The sequence below is a fragment of the Leptolyngbya sp. FACHB-1624 genome, from assembly GCF_047649235.1.
In the GTDB taxonomy this organism is placed as follows: Bacteria; Cyanobacteriota; Cyanobacteriia; order Leptolyngbyales; family Leptolyngbyaceae; genus Leptolyngbya; species Leptolyngbya boryana.
The window spans coordinates 3864113-3878086 of the sequence record NZ_CP180258.1; the positions used below are offsets into that span (position 1 = coordinate 3864113).

Consider the following 13974-nt stretch of genomic DNA (forward strand, 5'->3'; position numbering starts at 1 on the left):
GAGAAGGATATAGTAGCTATGTCCAACAACCCACACCCGGCCGTTTAGAACCGAGATTATTGAAGTCCGAAAGCTCCTTGCAGCAAGTAAAGCGAGGCATTATACATTTTCACCGATCATTTTTCTGCGTTGCCCCAATCAATAGATATGAAAACGCCATCTTCTGAGCCAATTAGCATTCGTCAGCTTACCTCCAACGACTTGACACTGATGGAAGACTTATTAGCTACCTTCGGTGAGGCTTTCGACGAAGTTGATACCTATAACTCATTTCGCCCAAGTCATACCTATCTCAAGCGGTTGCTCAGCAGCGATTATTTCATCGCGCTTGCAGCGTTAAAGAATGGTTCAGTCGTTGGAGGTCTTGCTGCTTATGAACTTCAGAAGTTTGAGCAGGAGCGTAGTGAAATTTATATTTACGATCTCGCTGTTGCAGCAGCGCATCGACGCGAAGGCATTGCCACCGCACTAATTCAGGAACTGAAGAAGATTGCTGTCGCGCGATCAGCTTATGTTATTTTCGTGCAGGCAGACCTTGTGGATGATCCTGCGATCGCACTTTATACCAAGCTTGGAACACGCGAAGATGTCCTTCATTTCGATATTGCTGTTGTGGACAACGATGACGACGCATAACATTAGACCTTTCCAGAAATTTACAAGCGTTACTGCTCCTGAATTTGAGGGCGATCTTACCAGGATAGTTACTGAACGCAATCCTGCGGGTTTGCGGCAGTTTCTATTAGAAATGAACTCTCAAGATTGAAGACTTACATTGGCATCACCTCCAGTTTTTCCTACTTGTTTAAACAGGCAGTTCAATCGCCCCTAATCGCAGTGGCACTAATCCACAAATGGCTAGGATTACCTCTGCATAATGGTCTTTTCTCAACCGCATCACCTCTTTGGCAGCGCGGAAGATTTTCAGATGACGCATCAGATGTTCAATCACAATCCGTTCGCCTGCAAAAATGCGATTGGCTTCGGTTTGAGCTTCACTGAGTTCACGTCCTTTGGGCTTCTTGTGCGGGGTGCGAGTACGGTCTGCCCCTTGATACGCTTTATCCCCCGCAAAGGTCTGCTGGGTGCGAAACCGCGATTGTTGTTGCCGAAATAAGGTGACATCCGCACTCGGACCGGGATGAGCAACGATGGCATCAACAATATCGCTGCCATCGGGCAAGCCAATCACCGATTGTTTATAGGTCGTCTGCTTCTTTTTGCCAGAGTAGTGTTGCTTCTGGAGGTCTGAGTCACCCGGACGTTGACGCACCTGCTCAGTGCTATCGACAATCAACTCCCACTCCACCAGCATCTCGGTGATCACTGACCAAGCTGCCTCGCAATCCTCAAATTCCTCACACAGACTCGCAGGCAGCGCTTGACGCAAAAACTCCACCCAATAGTGCGTCACGGCATGAGCTTGACTCGAACTCACCTCAAACGTTAAACCTAAAATTTCAAAGGTCGGATAGTGTCGCAAGTAGTACAAGCACAGCAGGATCTCGGTTTCAGTCCTCAACATGGTGGGACGACCTGCGCCAGCAGCATTGACTCGAATCTTGCGAGCATCCTGTTGGGCAATGGATTCCGCTTCTAACTGTTGCAGATAGCTGATTAACGAGGACAATTGCTCATATTCAATTCCCAAAAGGGAGCGACTGCGATGCGGAGAAGTCTGGATATAATGAAATAGATTTTTCATGGGATGGTGAGCGGTAAAAATTCCGTTTTACCATCTTTTTTCTGCCTAATTTAATTTTTGAATACGTCTATTGATCCAAATGCAGGGAGCATTTGAAAGATATTGAATTGCCAAAGTTACTCGCCGCCGCTCACTTAGAAAGTTGGCAGGGAAAGAGCGATCGCTTTTTTACTCTCTAAACAATAGATCGCTCTACACAAAAGACACTGCTCTACAAAGAAGACGTATCCCACCCGAGTGCCAGTTGTCCCGACAGCTTGCGCTGAGCCTCTTCCCGCAAAGGATGATAGCGCGCTCCCTGCACATCACGGAACAATTTTTCTAGCCCCAGTTTGCGATAGAACGCACTTCCCCCCGCAGCTTCCATTGCTAGATCAGCGACATTGAGAACGGCTTTCGCAACCAGTGTCCGTCCCGTCATGATCTGATTTGTAGTTTCAAAGCTAGGTTGACTGACGACAGCAGTAGAAATCATATGCTGAAGCGCTAACTTTGCCGCCATCAATTCATTGTCTAAACCTCCCACCATATAGCAGCAATGTTCATCGGTATGACGTTTCATTGCGAGTTGAACTGCGCGATCGCGCGCCGCTTCTGCAACCCCAACATAAACGGAGTAAATCAATGGAATCGCGATCATCGAGATCAGATGAAAAATAAAATGCCACTTTCCTTGTTCCCGCCGTAGAGCAACTGCCGCATCCGGGACAAACACATCAGACAACACCACATCATGGGAACCCGTTCCCCGCATCCCCATTGCTTGCCAAGTCGGTTCAATCGAAACGCCTTGGGCAGTCATCGGCACGCCAAAATGTAGGACTGTAGATCCTAGTTCTGGGTCTTGATAAACCGCGCTCGTCATTAATAAATTCGCCACAGGCGCACCACTCGCAAATACTTTACGAGCGCTAATTAGAAATCCACCCTCTACTTTGACAGCCGTACCAGCACTCTGTAACCAATCTGAACCACCACTACTCAGCAGCACAAGTTGCTCAGCCGCGACTCGTTTGAGCAATCCATCCACTGGAGCATTTTGATGTTGCCATCGCCAAGTCGGTATCATCACCTGATGGGTATGCATTGAAAAGGCAAGCGCAGTTGAACTGCAATAGCGTCCTAAGATACGCAGTACAGTACAGAGATCAGCATAACTAGCACCCCCTCCACCCAGTTCACTTGGAACGCCCGCAGCAGTCAGCCCAACTGATTTCAATCTGGCAATATTATCAGCAACAAATAAGTCTGCTTCATCTGCTTCAGTCTCTCGTGCTGCAAACTGTTTGCCTAAAGATTCTGCTAGGGATGCCCAATCCACAACTTGCTGCTGCACCATCGATATAGTTTGTAGTTCCGGCATAAATCATGGCTCCTTTAAGTCTTGTGATGCTCCCATTCTGATTGAGCGAATAAAGTGCTACAAGTTCAATATCTGAACCTGATGGCAATTCTCTCCCAAAGCATTATGAGAAAGGGGTATGGGCAATTCTGTCCGGTAGCAAAGGCAGCGGAAGTCGTTGGCGATCGCTGGGCGCTCCTTGTGCTGCGAGAAATGCTGTATGGCAATCGCTACTTTAATGACATCAGTCGAGGCGTGCCCTTAATGTCTCGTGCCCTCTTATCTCAACGACTCAAAGAACTTGAGAAGATGGGTGTTGTCATGAGCCATGAAAAAGAAACAGGGCAAGGGTATGAGTATCTGCTAACGCCAGCCGGAGAAGCGCTACGCCCGATTGTTGAAGCAATGGGTGTTTGGGCACAACAATGGGGAAGTGAACAAATTGCCCCAGAAGATTTAGATGATGCCTTATTGATGTGGGGAATGAGACGACGGGTGAATCTTGAGGCTGTACCCTCGCAAAAGCTAGTCCTACAGTTTGACTTTCAAGGATTAACCAAAACGCGCAAAACTCATCGCAGTTGGTGGCTGGTGATCGAGAATGGAGAGGTCGATGTGTGTCAAAAAAATCCAGGCTTTGAAGTCAATGTCTTAATATCGGCTGATTTGAGTGTGTTCACCCATGTCTGGATGGGATATACGCCTCTGAAGCTTGCCCTTCAGCAAGAGACAATCTGTTTTGAGGGCGATCGCAATCTCGTGCGTCAGGTACCAGCTTGGTTATATCTCAACGGTGAATGGCGTTATGGTATGGGAATTGATCACTCTGCAATGCAGCTAATACAGGCTAATAACAAGCATATTGCTGCGGAATGCAATGAAATTTCTGGCTCTTAACGAAGTTAGGATTATTTTCTAGCTCGACTGAATCAGCGATCCCTTTATAATAATTTTGCTGTCACAAAACGATGCTGAGTGATCGGTGAAAGACAAAGGTTATCTGGGGCAAGAGATTAAAGCTATTACACGCAAGACATTCAATGGTTTTTAAGCTTGCTACAAAATTATTCCAAAATGCCGATAATGATGAATGACTAAAACTATGAATTACCGAGACTTCATCACAATTGAACCCAATAAACGTGGTGGAAAGCCCTGCGTACGTGGCTTAAGAATTACAGTTTATGAAGTACTTGAGTATCTAGCCTCCGAGATGACCGAAGCAGAAATTCTCGAGGACTTTCCAGATTTGACGCGAGAAGACTTAAAAGCTTGCATTGCTTATGCCGCCGATCGTGAGCGTCGAGTTATGATCGCTCCCTTATCCGCATGAAGTTACTTTTTGATGAAAACTTGTCCCCCAAGTTGCCGAATCGTTTGATTGATCTTTTTCCAAACTCGCTTCATGTTCGAGAGGTGGGCATAATCCCAAACAATCGATCTGATTGTTTGGGATTATGCAAAAGACAATGATTTGATGATTGATTGTCTCAAAAGATGCAGACATGCATGACCTGAGCTTATTATTTGGGAATCCCCCAAAAGTGATTTGGCTTCGTCTAGGCAACTGTTCAACATCGCAAGTTGAACAGTTACTACGTCGAGACTTTAACGCAATCAAATCATTCTATGAAGATCAGAACTTATCGCTGCTTGCTCTATCGTAATGCTTCATTGAGAAAGCAGCACGTTACAAGCTGACAAAATTCGCTGGATCTTGATCGCGTCGATGTCTACTAGGAATGGGCGTACCCTGTTGATTGCCGACTAATGTCGCCGTTTTTTCTAATGCAGTTCTCAATCGTTTTGCAGCATAAATCGACATATCGCGCGGAACACTAATGCGATCGCGCAAATATCTCAAAGCCACATCTGACCCAGCAGGCGGCGTACAAATTTCACCCGTCATCATGAAGGTCAACGCACAACGCAGCGCTTCATCCATTAAGCGATCGTCTGCCGGATTGACGCGAATAATGTTCTGATGATGCTTCACCACCCGATGTAATGCCTCCGCACGAGACGTTTCAGGCTCTGGGTAAGTCACATCCGGTAAACCGTCCCATGCTCCGCGATCGACGCGGGACTGATTGATCTGAGTCTGAGGATCTTGATTCTCATAGCACCCACCCATTTGCGGCGGTAGATCATGCGCATGCGTATGGAAATCGCTTTGAGTCCCGCGATACGTCGATCGAGTTTCCATCGCATCAAACCAAGCCGACATGCGCGGATTCTCTTCTCGCATCGAATAGCCTTTGTAGTAATAAAGACTGGCATTCATCCGCTCTACATAAGGTGTGAAGACCACATCGACAATGCCGAAGTCTTCTAAGAAATACGCCCCAGGCGTTTGACTCAATGCTGCTTCAACTTGAGCCATAATCCGCACAAACTGCTCCCGATTGCGCTGGTCTTCCCGGGCTGAATTCGCCGGATAACAGAGCCACGCACACCAGGCGCGAAACAACAACCGCTCCAAACGCCGCAGAGGAACAACCTTAGGATCATTCATACTCCAACCCAAGGCACCGAATTCTCGCTCTAGCGCCATGAGAATATCATCGCTTTCAGTAATGATCCGCCCGTCTAGCTCGATCGCAGGTAGCATACCCGAAGGCACTTTCCGCTTATACCAACTCTCCTTTTCCCCATAGCAAAACATCGTCACTTTCTCGATTCGATAGGGGATTTGCTTCTCTTCGAGCCAGAGCCAGACTTTCTGACAATAGGGACACCACGCATGATGATCGCGATATAGCGTCACTCTAACATCTGATTCGGACTTGCCAAACAGACGCAATCGAGACTGAGCATTGGTATTGCCATTGACTCGATCGATCTGAAAATCTGTCAGAGCTTCCAGTTCTTCCCAACTCAGAGCAGCCATAGTTATTTTAGAAATTCCACCAGTTGATTCAGTTTGTCCCAAGCCGCACCAGAAGCAATGACGTCTTTTGCGCGATCGACGCCTTGCTGATAGGAATCCACGGCTTGCCCGACGCGCAACGCCAATGCAGCATTTAATGCCACAGCTTCTTGTTGGGCTTGCGTCCCTTTTCCTTGTAGCACTGATTTGAGAATTTCGGAGTTCTCATCCACATCTCCGCCGCGCAATGACTCGATCGCAGCTTTCTGTAAACCAAATTCCTGCGGGTCAATGCTCGTAAGTTCAACCTGTCCCTGATTAAGAACTGCCATATCGGTTAAGTCTCCGAGTCCTGCTTCGTCGAGTTTTTCTCGACCGTGAAGCACGATCGCAGATTCTTTCCCTAACATTTTCAAAGCTTCCGCGATCGGTTCGAGTAACGTCGCATTAAACACACCAATGACCTGTCCTGTCGGCTGCATCGGATTAACTAAAGGTCCTAGCAGGTTGAACACCGTTCGGACTTTCAGCATTCGTCGCATCGGAGCGACCACTTTCAGCGCAGGATGCCAACCGGGAGCAAAAAGAAACGTAATACCGACTTCAGAAATTGCTGCTTGAATCTGATCCGGCGATGCTGCCAAATTGACACCTAACGCTTCTAGAACATCTGCCGAGCCGACTCGACTTGATGCCGATCGATTGCCATGTTTTGCCACACGCAGCCCTGCTGCCGCCGCCACAAACGCAACTGCCGTCGAAATATTAAACGTTGAAGCCCCATCTCCCCCCGTTCCGCAAGTATCAATCACAGGGAAAGCCAGGCGATCGCTCACGTGTGCCTGAGACTGCAAAACCGTTGCCATCCCCGCCAATTCTGCGGCTGAGACCCCCTTCGACTGTAATGCAGCTAAAATCGCACCCGATAGAACGGGCGGAATCTGATCATTGAGCCAGCCCTGCATGAGGGTTGAAGCTTGTTCGATCGATAAAGAATCTCGATCGAGAATTTGCTGAAGCAGTTCTGACCATTGATTAGTCTCTATTGTCGGGGAAATCATAGAAAATATAGGGCGAAATAGCGCTTTAAAATAATCTCATGCATCGGATTTCTTGCGGATTTTTCACCCAAATTGTGGAAATTACATGAAGTAATGGGCAAATGGAGCAAGATTCGATCAATCCTTGATACCGTGGAGATGCGGATTATTTATCCGCCAAATCAAGTAGCAAATTTTTCGCGACTTGTGCTGAGAAGGGTATCAGGTCATCTCCATTGCATTATTAGCATTCAGCTTGCAAAGGAAAGGGTGTTTGTTTGTGCAGATTCAGAATCAATTCAATCCCTCGCTGAATTTAGTCGTCCAGCCGGGAGATCGAGAAACGCATTTAGCATTGTATCAATTGGGGTTTCAGAAAGTTGCAGCTTTGCCGCAACTGCTCTATCGTGCAGTCAGCGAATTTGAACTCTCTGCGCTCTTTGTTGGGCTTTGCCAGCGAGTTTCTGAGATTGGTCAAGCGATGTCACGCTATGTTCTGACGCGATCGCCGTTAGATGCTCAACATTTGCTACATGAATTTCTGAAAGCCCAGCCGCTGCAACAAATGACAAAGCTGGTCAAACACGCCTGGTTTTTCCAAGTTTTGGCAAAGCAACAATTATTTTTTAATTACCAGCCGATTTTTGATCTCGATTCGCGTCGGGTGGTCGCACATGAATGTTTAGCCAGAGCGCGCAATGCTCAAGGGCAACAGTTCAATGGACAGCAATTGATCGATGCAGCACTGTCGATGAATTTGACGCGCGAATTTGATAATTTGGCACGATCGATTTGCTTAACAGCCCTAGCGGAATGGAATCAGTCTGATCGTCCCATCTTTTTTATTAACGTCTTACCGAATGCGATCGCACATAATCCCGAATCGTTAGAACAGAATTTTCAGCAGATTCTCGATTTAGGGCTGCATCCAGGGCAAATCGTATTTGAACTGACAGAAGTTGAAGCGTTGACCCATCATCCCAATCTGCATAAAGTCATTCACCAAATTCGGGCGAATGGGTTCGGATTAGCACTCGATGATTTAGGAAGTAATGTTGCGCTCGATCATTACTGTACCGAGTTGCGACCAGATGTGATTAAGCTCGATCGTCGAATTGTCCACGGCTGTAGCCGATACGAAATGAAGCAAGTCATGGTCAAGAGCTTTGTTCAAGCTGCCCAAGAGCTTGAAATTACGGTCTTGGCGGAAGGGTTAGAAACCCTAGAAGACATCGAATTTTGTCGATCGATTGGAGTCAACCTCGGTCAAGGCTTCGGCTTGGGTATGCCCGGTCAAACTCCGATCGGCGCAACGCCTGAAAAAGTTGTCTGCTAAAACTTGCTTTCCTGAGATGAGACTTTTCTCTAAGTTTGATTTCTCATCGAGTTAGAGAAGTAAGGTGCAGAGCCATCTTGAACGTGGAAGTTACTCATGGTTCATTAGATTGACGGAATTGAGTTCTAAGGTTCCGTAGCATTTGGCTCGTCCCTTGATCGATCACACTTTGTACCAGTTGAGGAATCAAAGTTGTGATAGGCAAATCGGGGAAGGTTGAACTGCTTGAAGCGTCAACGTAGTGATCACCATCAAGGACGCTAATTTTTAGAGCCTGGTTACGGTACACCCAGATTTCAGGAACTTTCATGGCTTGATAGGCGCTGACTGTTGTCAGTGAGATGACATCGGATTCGATCGCAAGATCGGGCGGGGGATAAATGTCTAGATCGAGGTCAGTACAGCCTTGAACTCGGTGAGCATTTTGAATGTAAAAACAAGTATCAGGCTCAATGCCAGCGACTTCAGGACGTTTAAGGGTTGTGGAACCAAAATCTTCCCAGTCACGCCCCTGTAATTCAAGAATGGCAGTCAGAATATGCGCAATAATTCGGTGAGGACGTTCGTGGCGGGCCAGTGGAGACGTGATTTCTAGTGTGCCTTGATAGTATGCGATGCGCGTGTTTCGCTTTTCACCTAATTCAGCGAGAAGCGTTTCAAAGTCTTGCCATGAAACGTTATGAATGCTGACGGTGCTGCCAGGAGCAAGTTGAAGCGCCTTGATTGGAATAGTAAGCGTCATGATGTCAACCCGTTTTCTAGAGTGAGAAATGCTATTTGTAAGGAGCAGTTAACAGAGTGGCTTGGTTGAGTCAGCGAGAAAAGAAGCGATTACCGGAATTAAGCCGAATGCCGAAGTTTTGGTACAGATTGATGAGTGTCAGAGTACAGGCGCTCGTAGGCATAATTTTTGCACAGTTAAAGAGGGATGATCGTGATCATCTAGAAGCACTATTTTCTGGATATCTATGAAAGGAACGAAAATCCCCGCGCATTTTAGACAAAGCGAAATACGCGGGGATTTTCTCTAATTTTCTAACCTGGTGTGAGATGGGGTGTAATATCCAGAGCTGAGCGAAGTCGAATCCTAAATCTAACGAAGAATCTGTTTTGAGAAATACCCACTTAAGCTAAGCGGCGTTTCATCAATGGCTGAACACTGATCAGCGCGATCGCACAAAGCCCAACCAAAATCAGCAAGGCTCCACCCAAAGTCACATTGCCAAACGGAGCGTGCATGATCACACTGCCGAGATTCCAGTCTGGATGCAAATAGAGATAGCGAATTGGCTCGATCGCATAACTCAATGGATTCAAAGTTGCGACAACTTGCAACCAAGTCGGCATAAACGACAACGGAACTAACGCAGTACTTGCAAACAGTAACGGTAAATTCGTGACAAAAATCACCGCAAGTAATTCAATATGTCCCGGCAACGCAAACGCCAATCCTAAACTCAATGCTGTGACTGCAACAACTAACAGCAACACGATCAAAGCGACTAACGCAAGCCCGAGCGCACTCGGCAATCCTGAGCCTAAAAATGCGCTCATCGCAATAATCGCCGCAGTCTGAATCAAACTCAAAGTCGTGATGAAAATTGCAGAAGCCATCACAATCGAGAACCGAGAAGCCAATGGTGCGACGAGTAACCGATTGAGAAATCCAAATTCTCGATCGAACATCACTGGAAGTCCGGCATTCAGCGCTCCTCCAAATGCTGTAAATACAATCACGCCCGCGCCGAGGAACTGTCCATAATTCACCTGATTGCCAAACAATCCTTGCGGCGCATTCTGAAACAGTGCTCCAAACAAAATCAACCACATCAACGGTTGAACAATACCCGCAACCAAAGTAGAAGGGCGGCGTTGCAGTTGAATAAACAAGCGGCGCGTCATCGCCAATGTTTCTTGGAGAAACTCGCCCAACAAATTCGGTTGAGTGATCGCGATTTGCTGCTCTGACGCAGGTTTTGAAGGAGTAATCGTTGTGCTCATAATTGACTACCTCATGCTTTGTTTACGTTCTGCTTTCGGATCTCGGCTTGCGGCGGCGGCAAGTTCTGCATCCATTAAAGTTCGACCCGTTGCTGCAAGATAGACATCATCCAAACTCGGACGAGCCTGAGCAATGCCAAAGGTCGGTAACCCCGCTTGCTGAAGCGCTTGCTGCACCGTCATCAGCGCATCACTATTGGGCGCAACAACGAGATTTAACGAATTCCCCTGTGCCTCATTAATAATCACTTCTTGAACGACCGGAATTGATTCTAATAAAGACTTTGCCTTTTCTGCTTCCTCGATCGGAGAGAACTCTCGAATGCGTAGCGTAATGCGATCGCCTCCCACTTGATCTTTCAACTCCGAAGGCGTTCCCGATGCAATCACCACTCCGCGATCGATAATCGCTACGCGATCGGCAAGTGCATCAATCTCTTCTAAATAATGGCTCGTAATTAAAACGGTCGTGCCTTGCTCGCGTAACTGGCGCAGGAAATTCCAAACGACCACTCGGCTTTCAATATCTAATCCAACCGTGGGTTCATCCAGAACCAGTACGTCTGGTTGATGAAGCAATCCCGCCGCTAGATCGAGCCGTTTTTTCAAGCCTCCAGAATAAGTGCCGCTCTTTTTATCCGCCCATTCGTTGAGTCCTAATAAATTGAGAACCTCGGCAATTCGTTCCTGAATCGATTGCTTTGGCAAATGGTAAAGGGCGGCTTGCAGTTCGAGCAGTTCGCGACCCGTGAGAACTTTATCGATCGCGACTTCTTGCGCCACGTAGCCCAGTTTTTGACGCGCAGCCCGGGGATTGTCGATCGCGCTAATTCCCGACACTTCGATTTTTCCCGCATCCGGTTCCGTCAACGTACACAAACACCGCAACGTCGTTGTTTTCCCGGCTCCATTTGGCCCTAAAAGACCAAAAATCTCACCAGATTGAATCTCTAGCGAAACCTCTTTCACGGCTTCAACTGAGCCGTAGCGCTTCTGTAATTTCTCAATTCGTACCGCAGAAGTCATACCACCGCTCCTAGATTTGTATCAAAACATGAAGACTTCTCCTCCCTATTCTAAGAACTGTATGCCTTGATTTCTGATGAATTGGCGATATTTATGAAAAATGCAGCATTGATTTCGCCAGATTAGAAAAATGTAAATAAATATAAAGAGAATTGTTAACTTTGATGTAGACTAATGGTTAGTGAGGAAACAGAGCGACCCAAGTGTTCTGAGTGACACTTCCCACTGAATTCACTCCAATATTGCAGGTATTCTTATGGCGATTACGATTGACTCAGCGCGTAGTATTTTCCCCAACACTCTCGCAGCCGATGCTGTACCTGCCCTCACTGCTCGATTCAATCAATTGAGTGCAGAAGACCAGCTCGCCTGGACATGGTTTGCCTTCCTCGAAATGGGCAAGACGATCACGATCGCGGCTCCCGGCGCTGCAAGCATGCAATTTGCAGAATCGACCCTAGCGCAAATCAAGAGAATGCCGTTTTCTGAGCAAACTCAGGTCATGTGTGACTTAGCAAACAATGCCGACACGCCGATTTGCCGTACCTACTCCACCTGGTCGGCAAACATCAAACTTGGTTTCTGGTATCAGCTTGGACAATGGATGGAGCAAGGCATCGTCGCCCCCATTCCAACCGGATACACCTTATCTGCCAACGCTTCTGCGGTGCTGCAATCCTTGAGAGGTCTAGATCAAGGTCAGCAAATTACTGTGTTGCGTAATTCAGTCGTCAACATGGGCTACGACGTCAATAAACTGGGCAGCTACAACCGAGTTTCTGAACCCGTCGTCGCTCCAAAAGCAGAAGCTCAGCGTACTCAAGTCAAGATTGAAGGTATCGACAATCAGACCGTGACGCAGTACATGAACAACATGAACGCCAACGATTTCGATGCGCTGATCCAACTCTTTAGTGAAGATGGCGCACTGCAAGCTCCTTTCCAAAAACCGATCGTTGGAAAAGAAGGAGTGATGCGCTTCTTTCGTGAAGAATGCCAGAACCTCAACTTGATGCCCGAACGCGGCGTTTCTGAACCCGCAGAAGATGGCTATACCCAAATCAAAGTCACTGGAAAAGTTCAAACACCTTGGTTTGGTGCAGCAGTTGGGATGAATATGGCGTGGAGATTCCTGCTCAATCCTGAAGGTAAAATTTTCTTTGTTGCGATCGACCTGCTCGCTTCGCCGAAAGAACTTTTAAATCTAATGCGATAAGCATAAATTTGCGATCGTAAATTCTCAAAGAATGGATGTTCTGAATCTTAGGAGCGTCCATTCATTTGTATATTGGCAGACTGTGATGTGAGTAAACGAAGCAAGTGAGCGAAATTCATTGGACTCAGACCGAACAAGAGATTTCTCGATCCGCATTCGATCGAGCGTATCAACGAGAGATTCAGGCGCTCATGCAAGACGTTGCTGAACGAGCCAATCAGGTCTCAGAAGTCAGCGATCTGTGGCAATTCCACGATTTTTTGAGCGCCAGACGGCACGAAATCGACGGGAAATATGACTATCGTGACTCGGTTTTGATTTTTGTGTTTGCCCAACTCGTCCGCGAAAAGTGGTTGGATCTCAATGAACTCAAAGGATTGGCAGCCGATAAACTTGCCAAAATTTCAGCCTTGGTCAGAATGGGCTGATTTTTTAGGGCTTATCTTGAATTGAAAGATTAGATTAAGCCCTATCTTTACTTTATAAAGTTGGGCGGGAAACCTAAGAGGGTTCCTCTATCTAAATTCGCCCCAACATGTTTAACGCCACAGAACTTCTCATTGATGACTTTGTTCGCCAACTGAAAGAAGGCTATCACCGAACCTATGGCGGCTGGAAATCAGATTACGAAGACATTATTGGTTGGGTTGGGTCGATGGCGATGGAAAATATTGCCAACAGTGACGCGCTCTATCACAACGTTGAACATTCGATTTTAGTCACCCTGGTGGGTCAAGAGATCTTACGAGGACGGCATATTCGAGACGGCGGGGTGTCGTGTGAGGACTGGCTGCACTTTATTGTTTCGCTCGTTTGCCACGATATCGGGTATGTCCGAGGCGTTTGCCGCCAAGATAAGACCGGGCTATATGCCACAGGTCGTGATGGCGCGATGGTTTCAGTACCGCCTGGCTCATCTGATGCCGCCATGACTCCGTATCATGTCGATCGCGCTAAACTCTTCATTGACGAACGATTTGGTGGTCATAAACTCATCGATGTCGAAGTGGTCAAACGTAATATTGAACTGACCCGCTTCCCCGTTCCTGCGGCTGAAGACCATCAAGACACGAGCAATTATCCAGGACTGGTGCGCGCTTCTGATCTGATTGGACAACTCAGCGATCCGCGTTATCTGAAGAAAATCAGCGCACTCTATTACGAATTCGAGGAAACTGGGGTGAACAAAGCTTTAGGCTATCGCCATCCAGGAGATCTGCGAAAAAATTATCCAAAATTCTATTGGCAGGGTGTTTATCCCTATGTCAAACAGGCGCTCTACTATCTCTCCTTAACTCAACAAGGCAAGCAAATCGTTGCCAATCTCTACTCAAACGTGTTTGTCGTCGAGCATGAACCGTCCGACGAATATTGCACATAAAATCGTTGAGGAAAAAGGCTGTCTCGTTGAATTGAACAGCGGAATGACTCGATTAACG

At 47.1% G+C, this 13974-nt stretch carries 16 protein-coding genes; 9 read left to right on the forward strand and 7 right to left on the reverse strand.

Annotated features, from left to right (window positions below; translation table 11 throughout):
- The first annotated feature begins 147 nt into the window (after positions 1-147).
- Positions 148-636, forward strand: a complete 489-nt coding sequence (locus tag ACMUEV_RS18190) for an AAC(3)-I family aminoglycoside N-acetyltransferase (protein ID WP_190652856.1) — start codon at positions 148-150, stop codon at positions 634-636.
- Between the two features lie 169 nt (positions 637-805).
- On the opposite strand, the gene ACMUEV_RS18195 is transcribed toward ACMUEV_RS18190, so the two are convergent.
- Positions 806-1705: a transposase gene (locus ACMUEV_RS18195; RefSeq protein WP_415354616.1), complete on the reverse strand. Its 900-nt coding sequence runs from the start codon at positions 1703-1705 to the stop codon at positions 806-808.
- A 211-nt stretch (positions 1706-1916) separates the two neighbouring features.
- A complete protein-coding gene (locus ACMUEV_RS18200; RefSeq protein WP_051077790.1) occupies positions 1917-3068 on the reverse strand; it encodes an acyl-CoA dehydrogenase family protein in 1152 nt (383 codons plus the stop codon).
- An 81-nt stretch (positions 3069-3149) separates the two neighbouring features.
- On the opposite strand from ACMUEV_RS18200, the gene ACMUEV_RS18205 reads away from it, so the two are divergent.
- From ACMUEV_RS18205 to ACMUEV_RS18220, 4 genes are all read left to right on the forward strand, one after another.
- Positions 3150-3944 (forward strand): winged helix-turn-helix transcriptional regulator, encoded by a 795-nt coding sequence (locus tag ACMUEV_RS18205; RefSeq protein WP_199329602.1) that lies wholly within the window; start codon positions 3150-3152, stop codon positions 3942-3944.
- A 205-nt stretch (positions 3945-4149) separates the two neighbouring features.
- Entirely contained in the window at positions 4150-4380 is a 231-nt protein-coding gene (locus ACMUEV_RS18210; protein ID WP_190652211.1) for a DUF433 domain-containing protein, read from the forward strand.
- The gene (locus ACMUEV_RS18215; protein ID WP_415354617.1) at positions 4377-4520 is read left to right on the forward strand and encodes a DUF5615 family PIN-like protein; all 144 of its coding nucleotides are present in this window, start codon (positions 4377-4379) and stop codon (positions 4518-4520) included. Before ACMUEV_RS18210 ends, ACMUEV_RS18215 begins: the two co-directional genes overlap by 4 nt.
- A gap of 32 nt (positions 4521-4552) precedes the next feature.
- Entirely contained in the window at positions 4553-4714 is a 162-nt protein-coding gene (locus ACMUEV_RS18220; protein ID WP_277880411.1) for a DUF5615 family PIN-like protein, read from the forward strand.
- A gap of 23 nt (positions 4715-4737) precedes the next feature.
- Here ACMUEV_RS18220 and ACMUEV_RS18225 read toward each other — a convergent pair whose 3' ends face one another.
- Positions 4738-5937, reverse strand: a complete 1200-nt coding sequence (locus ACMUEV_RS18225) for a glutathione S-transferase family protein (RefSeq protein ID WP_190652210.1) — start codon at positions 5935-5937, stop codon at positions 4738-4740.
- A 2-nt stretch (positions 5938-5939) separates the two neighbouring features.
- Positions 5940-6977, reverse strand: coding sequence for an anthranilate phosphoribosyltransferase (gene trpD / locus ACMUEV_RS18230; protein ID WP_190652209.1), 1038 nt, complete (start codon positions 6975-6977; stop codon positions 5940-5942).
- Positions 6978-7236: 259 nt separating this feature from the next.
- Here trpD and ACMUEV_RS18235 point away from each other — a divergent pair, with 259 nt between their 5' ends.
- Complete coding sequence (locus ACMUEV_RS18235; protein ID WP_190652208.1) at positions 7237-8292, forward strand: EAL domain-containing protein; 1056 nt, start codon at positions 7237-7239, stop codon at positions 8290-8292.
- Positions 8293-8386: 94 nt separating this feature from the next.
- Here the strand turns inward: ACMUEV_RS18235 and ACMUEV_RS18240 are convergent, their stop codons facing one another.
- The 3 genes from ACMUEV_RS18240 to ACMUEV_RS18250 all read right to left on the reverse strand — a co-directional run bounded on the left by ACMUEV_RS18240 (position 8387) and on the right by ACMUEV_RS18250 (position 11319).
- Entirely contained in the window at positions 8387-9034 is a 648-nt protein-coding gene (locus ACMUEV_RS18240; RefSeq protein ID WP_190652207.1) for a Uma2 family endonuclease, read from the reverse strand.
- Positions 9035-9417: 383 nt separating this feature from the next.
- The gene (locus ACMUEV_RS18245; RefSeq protein ID WP_190652206.1) at positions 9418-10293 is read right to left on the reverse strand and encodes an ABC transporter permease; all 876 of its coding nucleotides are present in this window, start codon (positions 10291-10293) and stop codon (positions 9418-9420) included.
- A 6-nt stretch (positions 10294-10299) separates the two neighbouring features.
- Complete coding sequence (locus ACMUEV_RS18250) at positions 10300-11319, reverse strand: ATP-binding cassette domain-containing protein (RefSeq protein ID WP_190652205.1); 1020 nt, start codon at positions 11317-11319, stop codon at positions 10300-10302.
- A gap of 256 nt (positions 11320-11575) precedes the next feature.
- Between ACMUEV_RS18250 and ACMUEV_RS18255 the strand changes: the two genes are divergently transcribed.
- The 3 genes from ACMUEV_RS18255 (at position 11576) to ACMUEV_RS18265 (ending at position 13916) form a co-directional block, all read left to right on the forward strand.
- Complete coding sequence (locus tag ACMUEV_RS18255; protein WP_017287658.1) at positions 11576-12535, forward strand: orange carotenoid-binding protein; 960 nt, start codon at positions 11576-11578, stop codon at positions 12533-12535.
- A gap of 104 nt (positions 12536-12639) precedes the next feature.
- Positions 12640-12963: a hypothetical protein gene (locus ACMUEV_RS18260; RefSeq protein WP_017287657.1), complete on the forward strand. Its 324-nt coding sequence runs from the start codon at positions 12640-12642 to the stop codon at positions 12961-12963.
- A 107-nt stretch (positions 12964-13070) separates the two neighbouring features.
- Positions 13071-13916, forward strand: coding sequence for an Npun_R2479 family HD domain-containing metalloprotein (locus ACMUEV_RS18265; RefSeq protein ID WP_017287656.1), 846 nt, complete (start codon positions 13071-13073; stop codon positions 13914-13916).
- The last annotated feature ends 58 nt before the right edge of the window (positions 13917-13974 follow it).